The organism is Stenotrophomonas sp. 116085_Sma (genome assembly GCF_056479585.1).
Genome location: NZ_CM151057.1, coordinates 3,246,136 through 3,259,402, shown reverse-complemented (window position 1 = coordinate 3,259,402; position 13,267 = coordinate 3,246,136). Strand labels below are relative to the sequence as shown.

The window sequence follows — 13,267 nt, the reverse complement described above, 5'->3', positions numbered from 1 at the left end:
CACACGGGGAAAGGCCCGATAGGCAGCCTGCCACCTCCAGCGGCAGGCTGGGGGAATGGTTCCCGATCGCTCCGCCCCGGCCCTGTTTGGCTTTGGCTGCGCCGCAGGCCTGGTGCTGGGGGCGCTGGCCTGCGTGCAGATGCCGGTGTTGCTGCCGCTTTGGCTGAGTGCGCCGATGGCGGTCGCCGGCGCCAGCGGCTGGCTGTTGCGCTGGCGCGGCCGTGCGTGGGCCGCGACCCTGCTCGGCCTGGCATGGGCCACACTGCACGGGCACTGGGTCCTGCACGGCCAACTTGCGCCCGGCGCGCCGCCGCAGGACGTGCAGGTGCGGGGCCGGGTTGCCGACCTTCCGCAGCAGGGGCCCGGCTACACGCGTTTCGTGCTGCATGTGGAAGATGCCGAAGCCGTGCGATCGCTGCGTGGCAAGCGCCTGCAGGTGACCTGGAACGATCCGTGGCGCGGGCCTCCGCAAGGTGGTCCGGATGCTGGACGCCATGGGGTTCGCGCCGGGGCGTACTGGGAACTGTCGTTGCGCGTGCGGGCGCCGCGTTCACGGATCAATCCCGGTGGCTTCGATGGCGAGCGCCACGCCGTGCTGCGGGGCATCTCCGGCAATGCCTCGGTGCGTGATCCGGCAAGTGCACGCGAGTGGCTGCCGGCGCAGGGCCTGCAGGCCTGGCGGGAACGCAGCAGTGCCGCGATCGCCGTGCAGGTGGCACATCCTGCCGCACGGTTCGTGCAGGCGCTGGCACTGGGCGATACCCGTGGCCTGTCCGATGCCGACTGGGAACACCTGCGCGCGTTGGGCCTGACCCATCTGGTCGCCATTTCCGGTTTCCACGTGGGCGTGGTCGCGGGCTTCGGCGTGCTGCTGTGCCGCCTGTCGTGGTGGCTGTGCCCGCTGCTGGGACGGTACTGGCCACGGCCGCAGGCCGCCGCATGTGGAGCGGCGCTTGCCGCAGCCACCTATGCGGTAGCTGCGGGTGGTGCACTGCCGACGGTGCGCGCGGCGTTGATGATCGGGCTGGTCGCACTGGCCAGGGCCGGACGTCGCCCGGTCGGTGCAGGGCAGGGGCTGGCGTTGGCCGCGATGGTGATGCTGCTGCCGGCGCCGCTGTCGGTGCTCTCGGCTGGATTCTGGCTGAGCTTCGGCGGCGTGCTGTGGCTGCTCTGGTGCCTGCCGAGGACGGGGCCGGAGGGCATCGGTGGTGGGCTGCGCGGGTTCCTTGCCGCGCAGGGTGTTGCCAGCCTCGGCCTGCTGCCGCTGTGCGTTGCGCTGTTTGGCGGGACCGCGCGGCTGGGGCCGCTGGTCAATCTGCCGATCATCCCGTGGTGGACGATGCTGGTTGTTCCGCTGTCGCTGCTCGGTACCGGCCTGCACGTGCTGCATGACGGCGCGGGGCGTTGGGCCTGGCGCGCCGCGGCCTGGCTGTTCCAGCTCAGCTGGGAGGCCCTGCAGCCGTTGGCGTTGCATCCGCAGGCGATGTGGTGGCTGGCCGAGGCGCCACGCTGGGCGGTACCGGTGGCCTTGCTGGGCGTGTTCTGGTGGCTGCTGCCGCGCGGTGCCGGCGGTGGCCTTGCTGGCCTGCTGCTGTGCCTGCCACTGCTGTGGCCGGCACGGCATGCCCCTGCCGACGGCGAGCTGGAGCTGCTGGTGCACGATGTGGGCCAGGGCACGGCGGTGCTGGTGCGCACGGCCCGGCACGCGCTCTGGTACGACGTTGGACCGCCGACCGGTGGTGACGGCAACGAGCGGATCCTGGTTCCGGCGTTGCGTGCGCTCGGTCAGGGGCCACCGCAGCAGGCGATGCTCAGCCATGACCACCGGGATCACATCGGCAGCCTGCCCGGCCTGCGCCGGCAGCTGGCCGGGCTGCAACTGCTGGCGCCGCCCGGCAGCACCATCGCCGGGGCTGCCCCGTGCCAGCAGGGGATGCGCTGGCAGTGGGATGGGGTCGATTTCCAGGTCCTGCACCCCGCGCCGGGCAGCCGGCAGGCCGAAAACGAAGACAGCTGCGTGCTGCGCATTGCCAGCCGCCACGGCGTGGTGCTGCTTCCCGGCGATATTGGTCGACCGGCCGAGGGGGCGCTGCTGCAGGCGTATCCGCACGCGCTGAAGGCGGACGTGGTACTGGTGCCGCACCATGGCAGCGGCGGCAGCTCCAGTGCGCCGTGGGTTGCGGCGGTGGCGCCGCGGCTGGCGGTGGTCTCGGCCGGGCACCGGAACCGCTTCGGCCACCCGCGCCAGGAGGTGGTCCAGCGCTGGCAGGCGCAAGGCGCGGAAGTGCTGGCCACGGCCGACTCCGGGGCGATCCGCGTATGGCTTGGCGCACAAGGCCTGCAGCTGCGTGAACAGCGCATCCATGCATCCCGGTGGTGGGATGCCGCTGGGCGGGCGCGGTCGGCTGCTATCCTATCGCCGATCGAACAAGCGGCCGTTGGGCCGGAGGGTTGAAACGTGTGGGAACTGGTCAAGGCCGGTGGCTGGCCGATGGTGCCGCTGCTGCTGTTGGGCGTACTGGCTTTGGCGATCATCCTGGAGCGTTTCTGGTCCCTTCGGCGGACTGAAGTGCTGCCGCCCGGCCTCGGCCAGGAAGTGCGCAACTGGGCCGCTCGCGGCAAGCTCGACCCTGCCCACCTGCAGACCCTGCGGGCGAACTCGCCGCTGGGGGCGCTGCTGGCTGCCGCACTGGAAGCCCGCAACCGCCCGCGCGACCAGATCCGCGAGCGCATCGAAGACACCGGCCGCCACCTGGTGCACCGCATGGAGCGATTCCTGAACGCACTGGGCACCATTGCCTCGGCGGGCCCGCTGCTGGGCCTGCTCGGCACGGTGATCGGCATGATCCAGATGTTCCTGGGCATCCTCGACCACGGCGTGGGCGATGTGAACCAGCTGGCCGGCGGCATCGGCAAGGCGCTGGTGTGCACCGCCACCGGCATGATCGTGGCGATCCCGGCGCTGATGTTCCATCGCTACTTCAAGGGCCGCATCCACGGCTACGTGGTGGAGATGGAGCAGGAAGCCAGTGCCCTGCTGGATACGCTCGACGGCCGCCCCGGGGTGATGAACCCGGCCCCGGCCGCGCGCCAGGCCGGCGCCGCCACGGCGAAGGCCTGATCGATGCGTATCGGCAACGACCGATCCCAGGATGAGCCGCATATCGACCTGGTGCCGCTGATCGACGTCATCCTGGTGCTGATCATCTTTTTCGTGGTCACCACCACCTTCGACGCGCGTTCGACGCTGCAGGTGCAGCTGCCGACCGCCAGCCAGCAGCAGACCAACGAGCCGCCACGCTCGCTCAGCGTGCTGATCAACGCCGAAGGCCGCTACTTCATCAATGACCAGGAAGTGCTGCGCAGCGACGTCGAGTCGGTCAAGCAGACCATCGCCGCCGTGGCCGGCAGCGATCGCGAGCAGACCGTGCTGCTGCGCGCCGACGCACGCACTCCCTACCAGGCTGTGGTGACCGCGCAGGACGCGCTGGGTCAGCTCGGCTTCCGCCGTATTGCCATTGCAACAGCACCCGAGGTGCGTCCATGAGTTCCAATCACGCGCCGGTGTGGCCGATCTACAAACGCCTGCTGGGGTACACCCGCGCCTACTGGGTGTTCATGGTGGCCGCGGTCATCGCCATGGTGGTCGAAGCCCTGGCGGGCTACCACTTCACGAAGTTGATGGAGCCGCTGGTCAACCGTGGTTTCGTCAACCCGGAACCGCGCATGGCGGTGATCCTGCCGCTGACCATCCTCGGCCTGTTCCTGATGCGCAGCCTCGCCACCTGGGTGAGCGACTATGCGCTGGCCAAGACCGGCCGCAGCGTGGTGCGCGACCTGCGCGAACAGGTGCTGGCCAAGTACCTGCACCTGCCGTCCTCACACTTCGATACCGAAGCGACGCCGGTGATGGTCAGCCGCCTGAACTTCGACACCGAACAGGTCACCCAGGCCAGTGCCGACGCACTCAAGACCGTGGTCGCCGACACCCTGACCATCATCGCCATGCTGGCGGTAATGCTGCAGATGAGCGTCAAGGTCACCGTGGCCATGCTGGTGGTGGTGCCGCTGATCGGCGTGATCGTGTCCTACGTGGGCAAGCGCTACCGCCGCATCAGCCGCGGTATCCAGGACGGCATGGGGTCGATGGCGCAGACCGCCGAACAGTCGCTGGCGGCACAGCAGGAAGTGAAGGTGCACGGCACCCAGCAGCATGAGATCTCGCGCTATTCGCGCCTGGCCAACCGCATGCTGGCGCTGAACATGAAGGTGGAAGTCACCCGAGCGGCGGCGTCCAGCGTGGTGCAGTTCCTGGCCGCACTGGCGCTGGCGGTGATCGTCTGGGTATCGACCCGCGAAGCGCTGGCCGGCCGCCTCAATGCCGGCCAGTTCATGGGCCTGATGACCTCGATGATGGCCATCATTCCTTCGCTGCGCCGCCTGACCAGCGTGCAGACCTCGATTTCGCGCGGCGTGGCCGCCGCAGAGCGCCTGTTCGGCATCCTCGACATGCAGGTGGAGCGTGACGAGGGCCGCAACAACGTGCAGCGCGTGCGTGGCGAGCTGGCCTTCGACCACGTCATGCTGCGCTACCGCGAGGACAGCGGCATCGCCCTGGACGACATCAGTTTCGTGGCCAAGCCGGGTACGGTCACCGCCATTGTGGGTCGTTCCGGCAGTGGCAAGACCAGCCTGATCCGGCTGGTGCCGCGCTTCTATGAGCCCAGCGGTGGTGTGATCACCCTCGATGGCGTCGCGCTGGATGACTATCCGTTGGCCGACCTGCGTCGGCAGGTGGCGATGGTCGGGCAGAAGGTCATGCTGTTCGATGACACCATCGCGGCCAACATCGCCTATGGCATGGAAGCGAGCGAGGAGCAGATCCGTGCGGCGGCCGAAGCAGCCAATGCGTGGGAGTTCATCGCGCGCATGCCGCAGCAGCTGCAGACCCCGGTCGGCGAGAATGGCGCGCTGCTGTCCGGCGGCCAGCGCCAGCGCCTGGCGATCGCCCGCGCGATCCTGCGTGACGCGCCGATCCTGATCCTCGACGAAGCCACCGCCGCGCTGGACAACGAATCCGAGCGACTGGTGCAGGACGCGCTGCAGCGCCTGATGCCCGAACGCACCACGCTGGTGATCGCGCACCGCCTGTCGACCATCGAGCATGCCGACCTGGTGCTGGTGATGGACCACGGCCGCATCGTTGAACGGGGCACCCACAAGGAGCTGCTTGCCATGGGTGGCCTGTACCAGCATCTGCACAGCATGCAGTTCCGCGAAAGGCAGGACTGATGGCTGGCAAGGGTACCCAGACCCCGCCGTACTGGTACGACGGCAGCCCGGTTCCGTGGGCGATGCGCCTGCTGGCACCGTTGTATGCCGGCGTCACCGCGCTGCGTCGCCGCGCTTATCGGCGCGGCTGGCGCAAGCGCTACACGCTGCCGGTGCCGGTCATCGTGGTCGGCAACATCACCGCCGGTGGCACCGGCAAGACACCGCTGACCATCGCCCTGGTCGAGCGCCTGCGCGCGGCCGGCTGGAAGCCGGGCGTCGCCAGCCGTGGCTATGGCCGCGAAGACGCCGACAAGCCGCTGTGGGTGCAGGCCGACACGCCAACTGCCAAGGGCGGTGACGAACCGGTGCTGATCGCCTGGAAGACCGGCGTACCGGTGCGCGTGGACGCCGACCGCGTGGCCGCAGGCAAGGCACTGATCCAGGCCGGCTGCGATGTGATCGTCTGCGATGACGGCCTGCAGCACTACCGGCTGGCGCGCGACATCGAGATCGAAGTGGTCGATGCCCAGCGGCGCTACGGCAACGGCCGGATGATTCCCGCCGGACCGCTGCGCGAGCCGGTCAGCCGTGCCGGCGAATGCGATTTCCGTGTGGTCAACCTGGGCCAGGCCGATGAGGAAACCGCGGCCCAGGCCTGCGGTTTCGGCCAGTGGCCGATGGCCCTGCACATCGACAGTGCGCAGCCGTTGGCCGGTGGCCGCGCGCGCCCGTTGTCGTACTTCAAGGGCCAGCGTGTTCATGCGGTGGCGGGCATCGCCCATCCACAGCGCTTCTTCGACATGCTGCGCGCGCGTGGCATCGGCGTGGTCCCGCATGCCTTCGCCGACCACCAGGCCTACCAGCCGCAGGATCTGTCCTTCGGTAGCCAGCTGCCGGTGCTGATGACCGAGAAGGACGCAGTGAAATGCCGCGCGTTCGGCAACGATTGGCATTACGCGGTGCCGTTGCGTGCCGAACTGCCTGCTGCGTTCTGGGTGGCGCTGACTGACCGCCTGGACAAGCTGCGACCGAACTGAGTGGCGCGGCGGCGCTTGCATTCACGCGCCGCCGGCCGCACCCCCGTTGTAACGAGCCTGCCGAGTATCGCCCCATGACTGAATTCGTTGTCGCCATTCCGGCCCGCTATGCCGCCTCTCGCCTGCCGGGCAAGCCGCTGCGCCTGCTGGGCGGTGAGCCGCTGGTGCTGCACGTGGCGCGCCGCGCGCTGCAGGCCGGCGCTGGCGAGGTATGGGTTGCTACCGACGATCAACGCATTGCCGACGCGCTGTCCGGGCTGGCCGAGGTGAAGGTCGCGATGACCGCCACCTCGCATGCCTCTGGTACCGACCGACTGGCCGAGTGCGCACGCATCGCCGGCTGGGCCGACGACACCGTAGTGGTCAACCTGCAGGGCGACGAACCGTTCGCGCCTGCGGCCGGCATCCGTGCGGTGGCCGAAGCGTTGGTCGGCGGCAGCTCGCCCATGTCGACCCTGGCCACGACCGTCGAGGACGCGCAGACCCTGTTCGACCCGAACGTGGTGAAGCTGGTACGCAACGCACGCAAGGAGGCCATGTACTTCAGCCGTGCACCGATCGCCTGGCACCGCGATGGCTTCGCGCGCAGCCGCGACGCGCTGCCGGAAGGCCATGCCTGGCTGCGCCACATCGGCATCTACGGCTACCGCGCCGGTTTCCTGCAGCAGTTCGCCGCGATGCCACCGGGCCAGCTGGAGCAGGTCGAATCGCTGGAGCAGCTGCGTGTGCTGGAGGCGGGTTACCCGATCAGCGTGGCGATCTCGCCGGAGCCGTTCCCGCCGGGTATCGACACGCCCGAGGACCTGGAGCGTGCCGAAGCGTTGCTGCAGACGCTGGCCGCGCGATGAGGCTGCTGGTCGTCTGCCTCGGCAACATCTGCCGTTCGCCGATGGCCGAAGGTGCGCTGCGCGCACGCCTGGACGCTTCACCGCTGGCGGGGCGGGTGCAGGTGGATTCGGCCGGCACCGGCGACTGGCATGTCGGCGAGCCGCCGGACCGGCGCGCGATCGCCTGCGCGGCCGGGCACGGCGTGGACATCGGCGGCCTGCGTGCGCGCCAGCTGCACGCCTCGGATTTCGACCGTTTCGACTGGATCCTGTGCGCCGACGAGGCGAACCTGCGGGATGCGGGACGCTTGGTGGCACCTGCCCAGCGTGAGCGGCTGGCGCTGTACCTGCCCTGGTCGGGCGGGGAGGGGCAGGTGGCCATCCCGGATCCCTACACCGGCGGCAGCGATCACTTTGAACAGGTCTGGACGCTGGTCGACAATGCTGCAAAACGTGCAGTGGCACGACTGTTGCATGACGCCGACTCCGGCATAATCGGGCCATGAACGTCCAGCCCGTCCCGGACCTGCCCGAGTTCGCCACCTGGCTCAATGCCGCCCCCTGCACCCTGACCGAACTGCGCGGTCGGCCGGTGGCCCTGTTGTTCGTCAACGCCGCTTCTGCCTGGAGCGCGCAGCGCCTGGCCGAATTCGGCCAATGGCTGTCGCGTCACCCTGGCATGCTGCAGCCACTGGTGTTGCAGGTACCCCGCTTCGATTTCGAGCGTGACGCCGGCGCCGCACTGAAACTGCTGCGTCGCCAGGGGCTGTCAATGCCGGTCCTGCTCGATGCCGACTGGGATGGCTGGCGTCGCTTCGGCATTACATCGTGGCCGACCGTGGTCCTGCTGGACGCGCAGGGTCGCGAACAGCAACGGCTGGTCGGGCTGGGTGCTCCGGGAGACCTGGAGCGTGCGTTGAATGCGCTGTGCCACGGTGCGCCGTCGGCACCGCCGCGCGGCGGTGCCGAGCTGCATCCGGAGCCGCGCCAGGCACTGCGTTTCCCGCTGGGCCTGGCGGTCAGCACCGAACGCCTGTACATCGCCGACAGTGGCCATCACCGCATCCTCGAATGCAGCCACGGCGGGCGCATCCTGCGCCAATTCGGGCTGGGGACGGCCGATTTCATGGACGGCAACCTCGCCGAAGCGGCGTTCCATCGCCCGCAGGCGCTGGTGCTGGAGCGCGATGCGCTGTACGTGGCCGACACCGGCAACCATGCCGTGCGCCGCATCAACCTGCTGACCGGCATCGTCGACACGCTGTGCGGCAATGGCCGCCCCGGCGCGCCGGTGGAGGGCCCAGTCGTGCAGGCGCGGCAGGTCTCGCTGGACCACCCGGTCGGCCTGGCCATCGCCGACAACCAGCTGCACATCGCCATGGCCGGCGACAACCGCATCTGGAGCTACCACCTGGGTCAGCGCAGCCTGCAGTGGCGCGCCGGCAGCGGTGCCATCGACGAGCGTGATGGCAGCGGCCACCTGGCCGCATTCGCACAACCGACTGCACTCGCCGTGGTGCAGCAGGTGCTGTACGTGGCCGATGCGCTGGGCTCCTCGATCCGTGCACTGCAGCTGCGCGGGGATCTGGTGCAGACGCTGGTCGGGCAGGGTCCCTGGCGTTTCGGTGACGAAGATGGCCCGCGCGCGCAGGCCAGCCTGCAGTTCCCACAGGCGATCGCGCTCAGTCCGGATGCGCCGCTGCTGTGGATTGCCGACACCGGCAACGGCCGCCTGCGCACGTTGCGCCTCGGCGGCGGTGAGTTGACCACCCAGCCGCTGCCGCGGCGCCTGCATGGCCCGGCCGGCCTGACGGTGGGTGCAGGCGCGGTGTGGATCGCTGAGACCGACGCCCACGCCGTGCTGCGTTTCGATCCCGACAGTGGCGTGCTCAGCGAAGTATCGATCAGCGAATGACCGACGTTCCCGCCCCGGCCTTCGACGGCAAGGCCTTCGCGGCCCAGCTCAGCACCGCCCCCGGCGTGTACCGCATGTACGCCGCCGACGACACGCTGCTGTATGTCGGCAAGGCGCGTGCGTTGCGCAACCGCGTCGGCAGCTATTTCAACGGCAGCCCGAAGAATGCGCGGATCATGTCGATGATCTCGCAGATCACGCGCATGGACGTGACCGTGACGCGCTCGGAGGCCGAGGCGCTGCTGCTGGAAAACCAGCTGATCAAGTCGCTGTCGCCGCGTTACAACGTCTCGCTGCGCGACGACAAGACCTATCCGCATGTGCTGCTGACCCGCGAGGACTGGCCGCGCATCGCCCTGCATCGCGGCCCGCGCGCCATTCCCGGGCGCTATTTCGGGCCGTATCCCGGCGTCACTGCGGTGCGCGAAACCCTTAACCTGATGCACAAGCTGTTCAAGCTGCGCAGCTGCGAGGACAGTGTGTTCCGCAACCGCTCGCGGCCGTGCCTGCAATACCAGATCGGCCGCTGCAGCGCGCCCTGCGTGGAGCTGGTGGCGCCTGCCGAGTACGCCGAATCGGTGCGTCGCGCCGCGCTGTTCCTGGAAGGCAAGAGCGACGAGCTGACCCGCGAGCTGGGCGAGCAGATGCAGGCCGCCAGCGAGGCACTGGAATTCGAGCAGGCTGCGCGCCTGCGTGACCTGATCTCCTCGCTGCGCAGCATGCAGACCCGCCAGTACGTGGATGGCCGCGCCGCCGACCTGGACGTGCTGTCGGTGGCCATGCAGGGCTCGCAGGCCTGCGTGCTGCTGCTGGCCTTCCGTGATGGCCGCAACCTCGGCACCCGTCCGTTCTTCCCGCGCACCAATGGCGAGGAAAGCCCCGAGGAAGTGCTGGCGGCGTTCGTCTCGCAGTACTACATCGAATTCGAGCCGCCGCGCGAGATCCTGCTGGACCGCGAGATTCCCGATGCCGACCTGCTGGTCGCCGCGCTGTCCGCGTCGGCCGAACGCAAGGTGCAGCTGAAGTGGAACGTGCGCGGCGAGCGCGCCGGCTACGTGGAACTGGCCAGCCGCAACGCGCAGCTGACGCTGGCCACTGAACTCAACAGCCGCAATGCGCAGCACGCGCGCAGCGATGCGCTGCGCGACATGCTGGGCCTGGCCGAGCCGGTCAAGCGCGTGGAATGCTTCGACATCAGCCACACCTTGGGCGAGGCCACCGTGGCGTCGTGCGTGGTGTTCGATGCCGCCGGCCCGGTGCGCGCGCAGTACCGCCGCTTCAACATCAGCGGCATCGAGCCGGGCGATGACTACGCCGCCATGCGCCAGGCCATCGACCGCCGCTTCCGCCGTGCAGTGGAAGAGCAGGGTGTGCTGCCGGACGTGCTGCTGATCGACGGCGGCGCCGGTCAGCTGGCACAGGCGCAGGCCGCGCTGGCCGACCTGGGCGTGGAAGGCGTTCTGCTGGTGGGCGTGGCCAAGGGCGTGGAGCGCCGCGCCGGCCACGAAGCGCTGGTGATGCCCGACGGCCGCGAGCTGCGCCCCGGCGCGGCCAACCCGGCGCTGCAGTTCATCCAGCAGGTGCGCGACGAGGCCCACCGCTTCGCCATCACCGGCCACCGCGGCCGCCGCCAGAAGGCGCGGATGACCAGCAAGCTGGAGGACATCCCCGGCATCGGGCCGCGCCGCCGTGCCAGCCTGCTCAAGCATTTCGGCGGCCTGGTGGGCCTGAAAGCCGCTGGCGAAGCGGAAATCGCCAAGGTGGAAGGCATCAATGACGCCCTCGCGGCACGTATCTACGCTAACCTGCACGGGTTGGCCACGCCTGATGCGGCCGAGTAGAGAGAGAAGCACGCAAGCATGAAGTTGACCCTGCCCACCTGGCTGACGTTGTTGCGGATCGTGATGATCCCGGTGCTGGTGCTGGTGTTCTACCTGCCCTACACCTGGACCAACTTCGCTTCGGCGGCGATCTTCGGCCTGGCCGCGATCACTGACTGGCTCGATGGCTGGATCGCCCGCCGCTACCAGCTGGAGTCGGCCTTCGGTGCCTTCCTCGACCCGGTCGCCGACAAGCTGATGGTGGCGGTGGCGCTGTTCCTGATCGTGCAGGGCCACCCGACGCCGTGGATGGCGTTCTGGGCGGCGGTGATCGTGGGTCGTGAGATCGCGGTGTCGGCGCTGCGTGAGTGGATGGCCGAACTGGGCCAGCGCGCCAAGGTGCGCGTGGCGATGATCGGCAAGGTCAAGACCACCGCGCAGATGGTCGCGCTGCTGTGCCTGCTGTATTCGGTGGCGCCGAACGTGCCGGTGGAAGACATCTGGATGGGCTGGCCGGTGTTCCACATCGGCGACTGGACCCTGGCCATTGCCGCAGTGCTGACGTTGTGGTCGGGCCTGCAGTACCTGCACGCCGCCTGGCCGAGCCTGCGCGAAGACGAACGCGCCGCACGCGAGCGCTCGCGACAGAAGAAGCTGGGCAACTGAGGCACGGGGTCGGATCCACGCATGGCGTGGATACGTGGTGCAAGGCGCCTCCCAGACCCTGAAAAAAGCGCTTGACGCAATCCTTGGAATAGGTAAAATTTCGCCTCCCAAGCGGGAATAGCTCAGTTGGTAGAGCGCAACCTTGCCAAGGTCGAGGTCGCGAGTTCGAGTCTCGTTTCCCGCTCCAGATTCAAGAAAAGCGCTCCCGTAAGGGGGCGTTTTTCGTTTGCGTACTGCGCGCTTCATTCCCACTTCACCGCCACTTCTTCGTCTCACCACGCCCCCGCTCGAAGCTGCATCTGTGTTCCTCCAGGACGATGCAGCAATGCCCCACACGCCCTCCGCCTACGACCACGACGTAGTCATCGTCGGCGCCAGTTTCGCCGGTGCCGCCTGCGCCTTGGCGGCCGCCCAATACGGCCTGCGTGTCTGCGTGCTGGAACGCAAGGCCGACCCCGGTGAGCGCCTGCACACCACCGGCATCGTGGTGAAGGAAGCGATGGAGCAGACCTGGCTGGGGCGCATGCCCGGACATCTGGTGCAGCGGGTCGCGAACGTGCGCCTGTATGCCCCCAATCTTCGCAGCGTGTTGCTCGCCGCGCCGGGCTACTACTTCCTCACCACCGATACGCCGAACCTGATGCGCTGGCTGGCCAGCGAGCTGCGCGCGAACGGTGTCGACCTGCGCCTGCAGCAGTCCTTCACCGATGCCCATGGCAATGGTGACGGCTGGCTGGTGGATGGGTCAGGGCGATGTGCCTATCTGGTTGGCGCTGACGGCGTACGCTCACGCGTGGCACAGCGCACCGGGCTCGGCCAGGTGCGTGACAACCTCTACGGCGTCGAACGTGAGTTCGCCGGCCTGCAGGTGACGCAGGGCGATGCGCTGCATTGCTTCGTCAGCAAGCGCTACGCGCCGGGTTACATCGGCTGGGTCGCGCAGAATCCAACCGGCCTGCAGGTCGGGTTGGCGTTGCGTCATGACCCGCAACAGGTGCGGCGGCCGGACATCGATGGTTTCCTCGATCACGTGCGCGACGTGGTCGGCATTCCGCCTTCGGCGCGTCCCTCGGCCACCCGCGCCGGCCTGGTGCCCTGCGGCCGGCCGGACGGGCCGATCACCGGCCAGCGCGTGATCCTGACCGGCGACGCGGTCGGCATCGTCTCGCCGCTCTCGGCCGGCGGCATCCACTCCTCATGGCGACACGGCTGGGCAGTCGGCGAGGCGATTGCCCGCCATCTGCGTGGCCAGGGGCCGGACGCCGAACGGGTGGCGCGGCAGGCCGCGCCTGCATTTCACGGCAAATACCTGCTGCGTTGGGCGATGGATCATCTGCAGGCCGACTGGCCGCTCAACGCACTGCTGCACACGGCGGCTACGCGGCGCATCGCCGAGCAGGTCTACTTCCACCGCCGTGGTGTGCGCACGTGAAGAGAGCAGGTGGGGGCGTCTGAACACCGTCCTTCACTCACGTGAAAATTCCTGTTGACGCCGCGCAGCAATATCGACACAATAGCGCTCCTTCGACGCAGGTCGAACGAAATCTGCGGGAATAGCTCAGTTGGTAGAGCGCAACCTTGCCAAGGTTGAGGTCGCGAGTTCGAGTCTCGTTTCCCGCTCCAGATTCAAGAGGAACGCTCCCGCAAGGGGGCGTTTTTCGTTTGTCATGAAGTTGGCCGGCAGGGCCGCTACAGTCGCGCCACGGCATCTTCATGGCGGGCATGATA

The 13,267-nt window shown here is 68.6% G+C and carries 11 protein-coding genes and 2 tRNA genes; all 13 read left to right on the top strand.

Annotation, left to right across the window (positions count from 1 at the left end):
- The first annotated feature begins 55 nt into the window (after positions 1-55).
- The 13 genes from ACZK0Z_RS15325 to ACZK0Z_RS15265 all read left to right on the top strand — a co-directional run bounded on the left by ACZK0Z_RS15325 (position 56) and on the right by ACZK0Z_RS15265 (position 13,162).
- Entirely contained in the window at positions 56-2,455 is a 2,400-nt protein-coding gene (locus tag ACZK0Z_RS15325; protein ID WP_197632308.1) for a DNA internalization-related competence protein ComEC/Rec2, read from the top strand.
- 3 nt (positions 2,456-2,458) lie between these two features.
- Complete coding sequence (locus ACZK0Z_RS15320; protein ID WP_049432517.1) at positions 2,459-3,121, top strand: MotA/TolQ/ExbB proton channel family protein; 663 nt, start codon at positions 2,459-2,461, stop codon at positions 3,119-3,121.
- Between the two features lie 3 nt (positions 3,122-3,124).
- Complete coding sequence (locus ACZK0Z_RS15315) at positions 3,125-3,547, top strand: ExbD/TolR family protein (protein WP_004152323.1); 423 nt, start codon at positions 3,125-3,127, stop codon at positions 3,545-3,547.
- Positions 3,544-5,292 (top strand): lipid A export permease/ATP-binding protein MsbA, encoded by a 1,749-nt coding sequence (msbA, locus tag ACZK0Z_RS15310; protein WP_049432515.1) that lies wholly within the window; start codon positions 3,544-3,546, stop codon positions 5,290-5,292. The genes ACZK0Z_RS15315 and msbA overlap by 4 nt, the downstream gene beginning before the upstream one ends.
- Entirely contained in the window at positions 5,292-6,311 is a 1,020-nt protein-coding gene (gene lpxK / locus ACZK0Z_RS15305; RefSeq protein WP_049432514.1) for a tetraacyldisaccharide 4'-kinase, read from the top strand. The genes msbA and lpxK overlap by 1 nt, the downstream gene beginning before the upstream one ends.
- A gap of 74 nt (positions 6,312-6,385) precedes the next feature.
- Entirely contained in the window at positions 6,386-7,159 is a 774-nt protein-coding gene (gene kdsB, locus ACZK0Z_RS15300; RefSeq protein WP_100443625.1) for a 3-deoxy-manno-octulosonate cytidylyltransferase, read from the top strand.
- On the top strand, positions 7,156-7,644 hold the full coding sequence (locus ACZK0Z_RS15295; protein ID WP_049432508.1) for a low molecular weight protein-tyrosine-phosphatase: 489 nt from the start codon (positions 7,156-7,158) through the stop codon (positions 7,642-7,644). Before kdsB ends, ACZK0Z_RS15295 begins: the two co-directional genes overlap by 4 nt.
- Positions 7,641-9,053, top strand: a complete 1,413-nt coding sequence (locus tag ACZK0Z_RS15290; RefSeq protein ID WP_049432506.1) for a nhl repeat protein — start codon at positions 7,641-7,643, stop codon at positions 9,051-9,053. The genes ACZK0Z_RS15295 and ACZK0Z_RS15290 overlap by 4 nt, the downstream gene beginning before the upstream one ends.
- Entirely contained in the window at positions 9,050-10,894 is a 1,845-nt protein-coding gene (gene uvrC / locus ACZK0Z_RS15285; RefSeq protein ID WP_049432503.1) for an excinuclease ABC subunit UvrC, read from the top strand. The genes ACZK0Z_RS15290 and uvrC overlap by 4 nt, the downstream gene beginning before the upstream one ends.
- 18 nt (positions 10,895-10,912) lie before the next feature.
- Complete coding sequence (pgsA, locus tag ACZK0Z_RS15280; RefSeq protein ID WP_010486073.1) at positions 10,913-11,539, top strand: CDP-diacylglycerol--glycerol-3-phosphate 3-phosphatidyltransferase; 627 nt, start codon at positions 10,913-10,915, stop codon at positions 11,537-11,539.
- Positions 11,540-11,650: 111 nt separating this feature from the next.
- Positions 11,651-11,726, top strand: a tRNA-Gly gene (locus ACZK0Z_RS15275).
- A gap of 138 nt (positions 11,727-11,864) precedes the next feature.
- Complete coding sequence (locus ACZK0Z_RS15270) at positions 11,865-12,971, top strand: FAD-dependent oxidoreductase (protein WP_197632309.1); 1,107 nt, start codon at positions 11,865-11,867, stop codon at positions 12,969-12,971.
- A 115-nt stretch (positions 12,972-13,086) separates the two neighbouring features.
- Positions 13,087-13,162, top strand: a tRNA-Gly gene (locus ACZK0Z_RS15265).
- The last annotated feature ends 105 nt before the right edge of the window (positions 13,163-13,267 follow it).

What these genes read in the sequence shown, in the direction of transcription:
- ACZK0Z_RS15325 (WP_197632308.1), top strand. Translation starts at nt 56, where the DNA reads ATGGTTCCCGATCGCTCCGCCCCGGCCCTGTTTGGCTTTGGCTGCGCC.
- ACZK0Z_RS15315 (WP_004152323.1), top strand. Translation starts at nt 3,125, where the DNA reads ATGCGTATCGGCAACGACCGATCCCAGGATGAGCCGCATATCGACCTG.
- msbA (WP_049432515.1), top strand. Translation starts at nt 3,544, where the DNA reads ATGAGTTCCAATCACGCGCCGGTGTGGCCGATCTACAAACGCCTGCTG.
- lpxK (WP_049432514.1), top strand. Translation starts at nt 5,292, where the DNA reads ATGGCTGGCAAGGGTACCCAGACCCCGCCGTACTGGTACGACGGCAGC.
- kdsB (WP_100443625.1), top strand. Translation starts at nt 6,386, where the DNA reads ATGACTGAATTCGTTGTCGCCATTCCGGCCCGCTATGCCGCCTCTCGC.
- ACZK0Z_RS15295 (WP_049432508.1), top strand. Translation starts at nt 7,156, where the DNA reads ATGAGGCTGCTGGTCGTCTGCCTCGGCAACATCTGCCGTTCGCCGATG.
- ACZK0Z_RS15290 (WP_049432506.1), top strand. Translation starts at nt 7,641, where the DNA reads ATGAACGTCCAGCCCGTCCCGGACCTGCCCGAGTTCGCCACCTGGCTC.
- uvrC (WP_049432503.1), top strand. Translation starts at nt 9,050, where the DNA reads ATGACCGACGTTCCCGCCCCGGCCTTCGACGGCAAGGCCTTCGCGGCC.
- pgsA (WP_010486073.1), top strand. Translation starts at nt 10,913, where the DNA reads ATGAAGTTGACCCTGCCCACCTGGCTGACGTTGTTGCGGATCGTGATG.
- ACZK0Z_RS15270 (WP_197632309.1), top strand. Translation starts at nt 11,865, where the DNA reads ATGCCCCACACGCCCTCCGCCTACGACCACGACGTAGTCATCGTCGGC.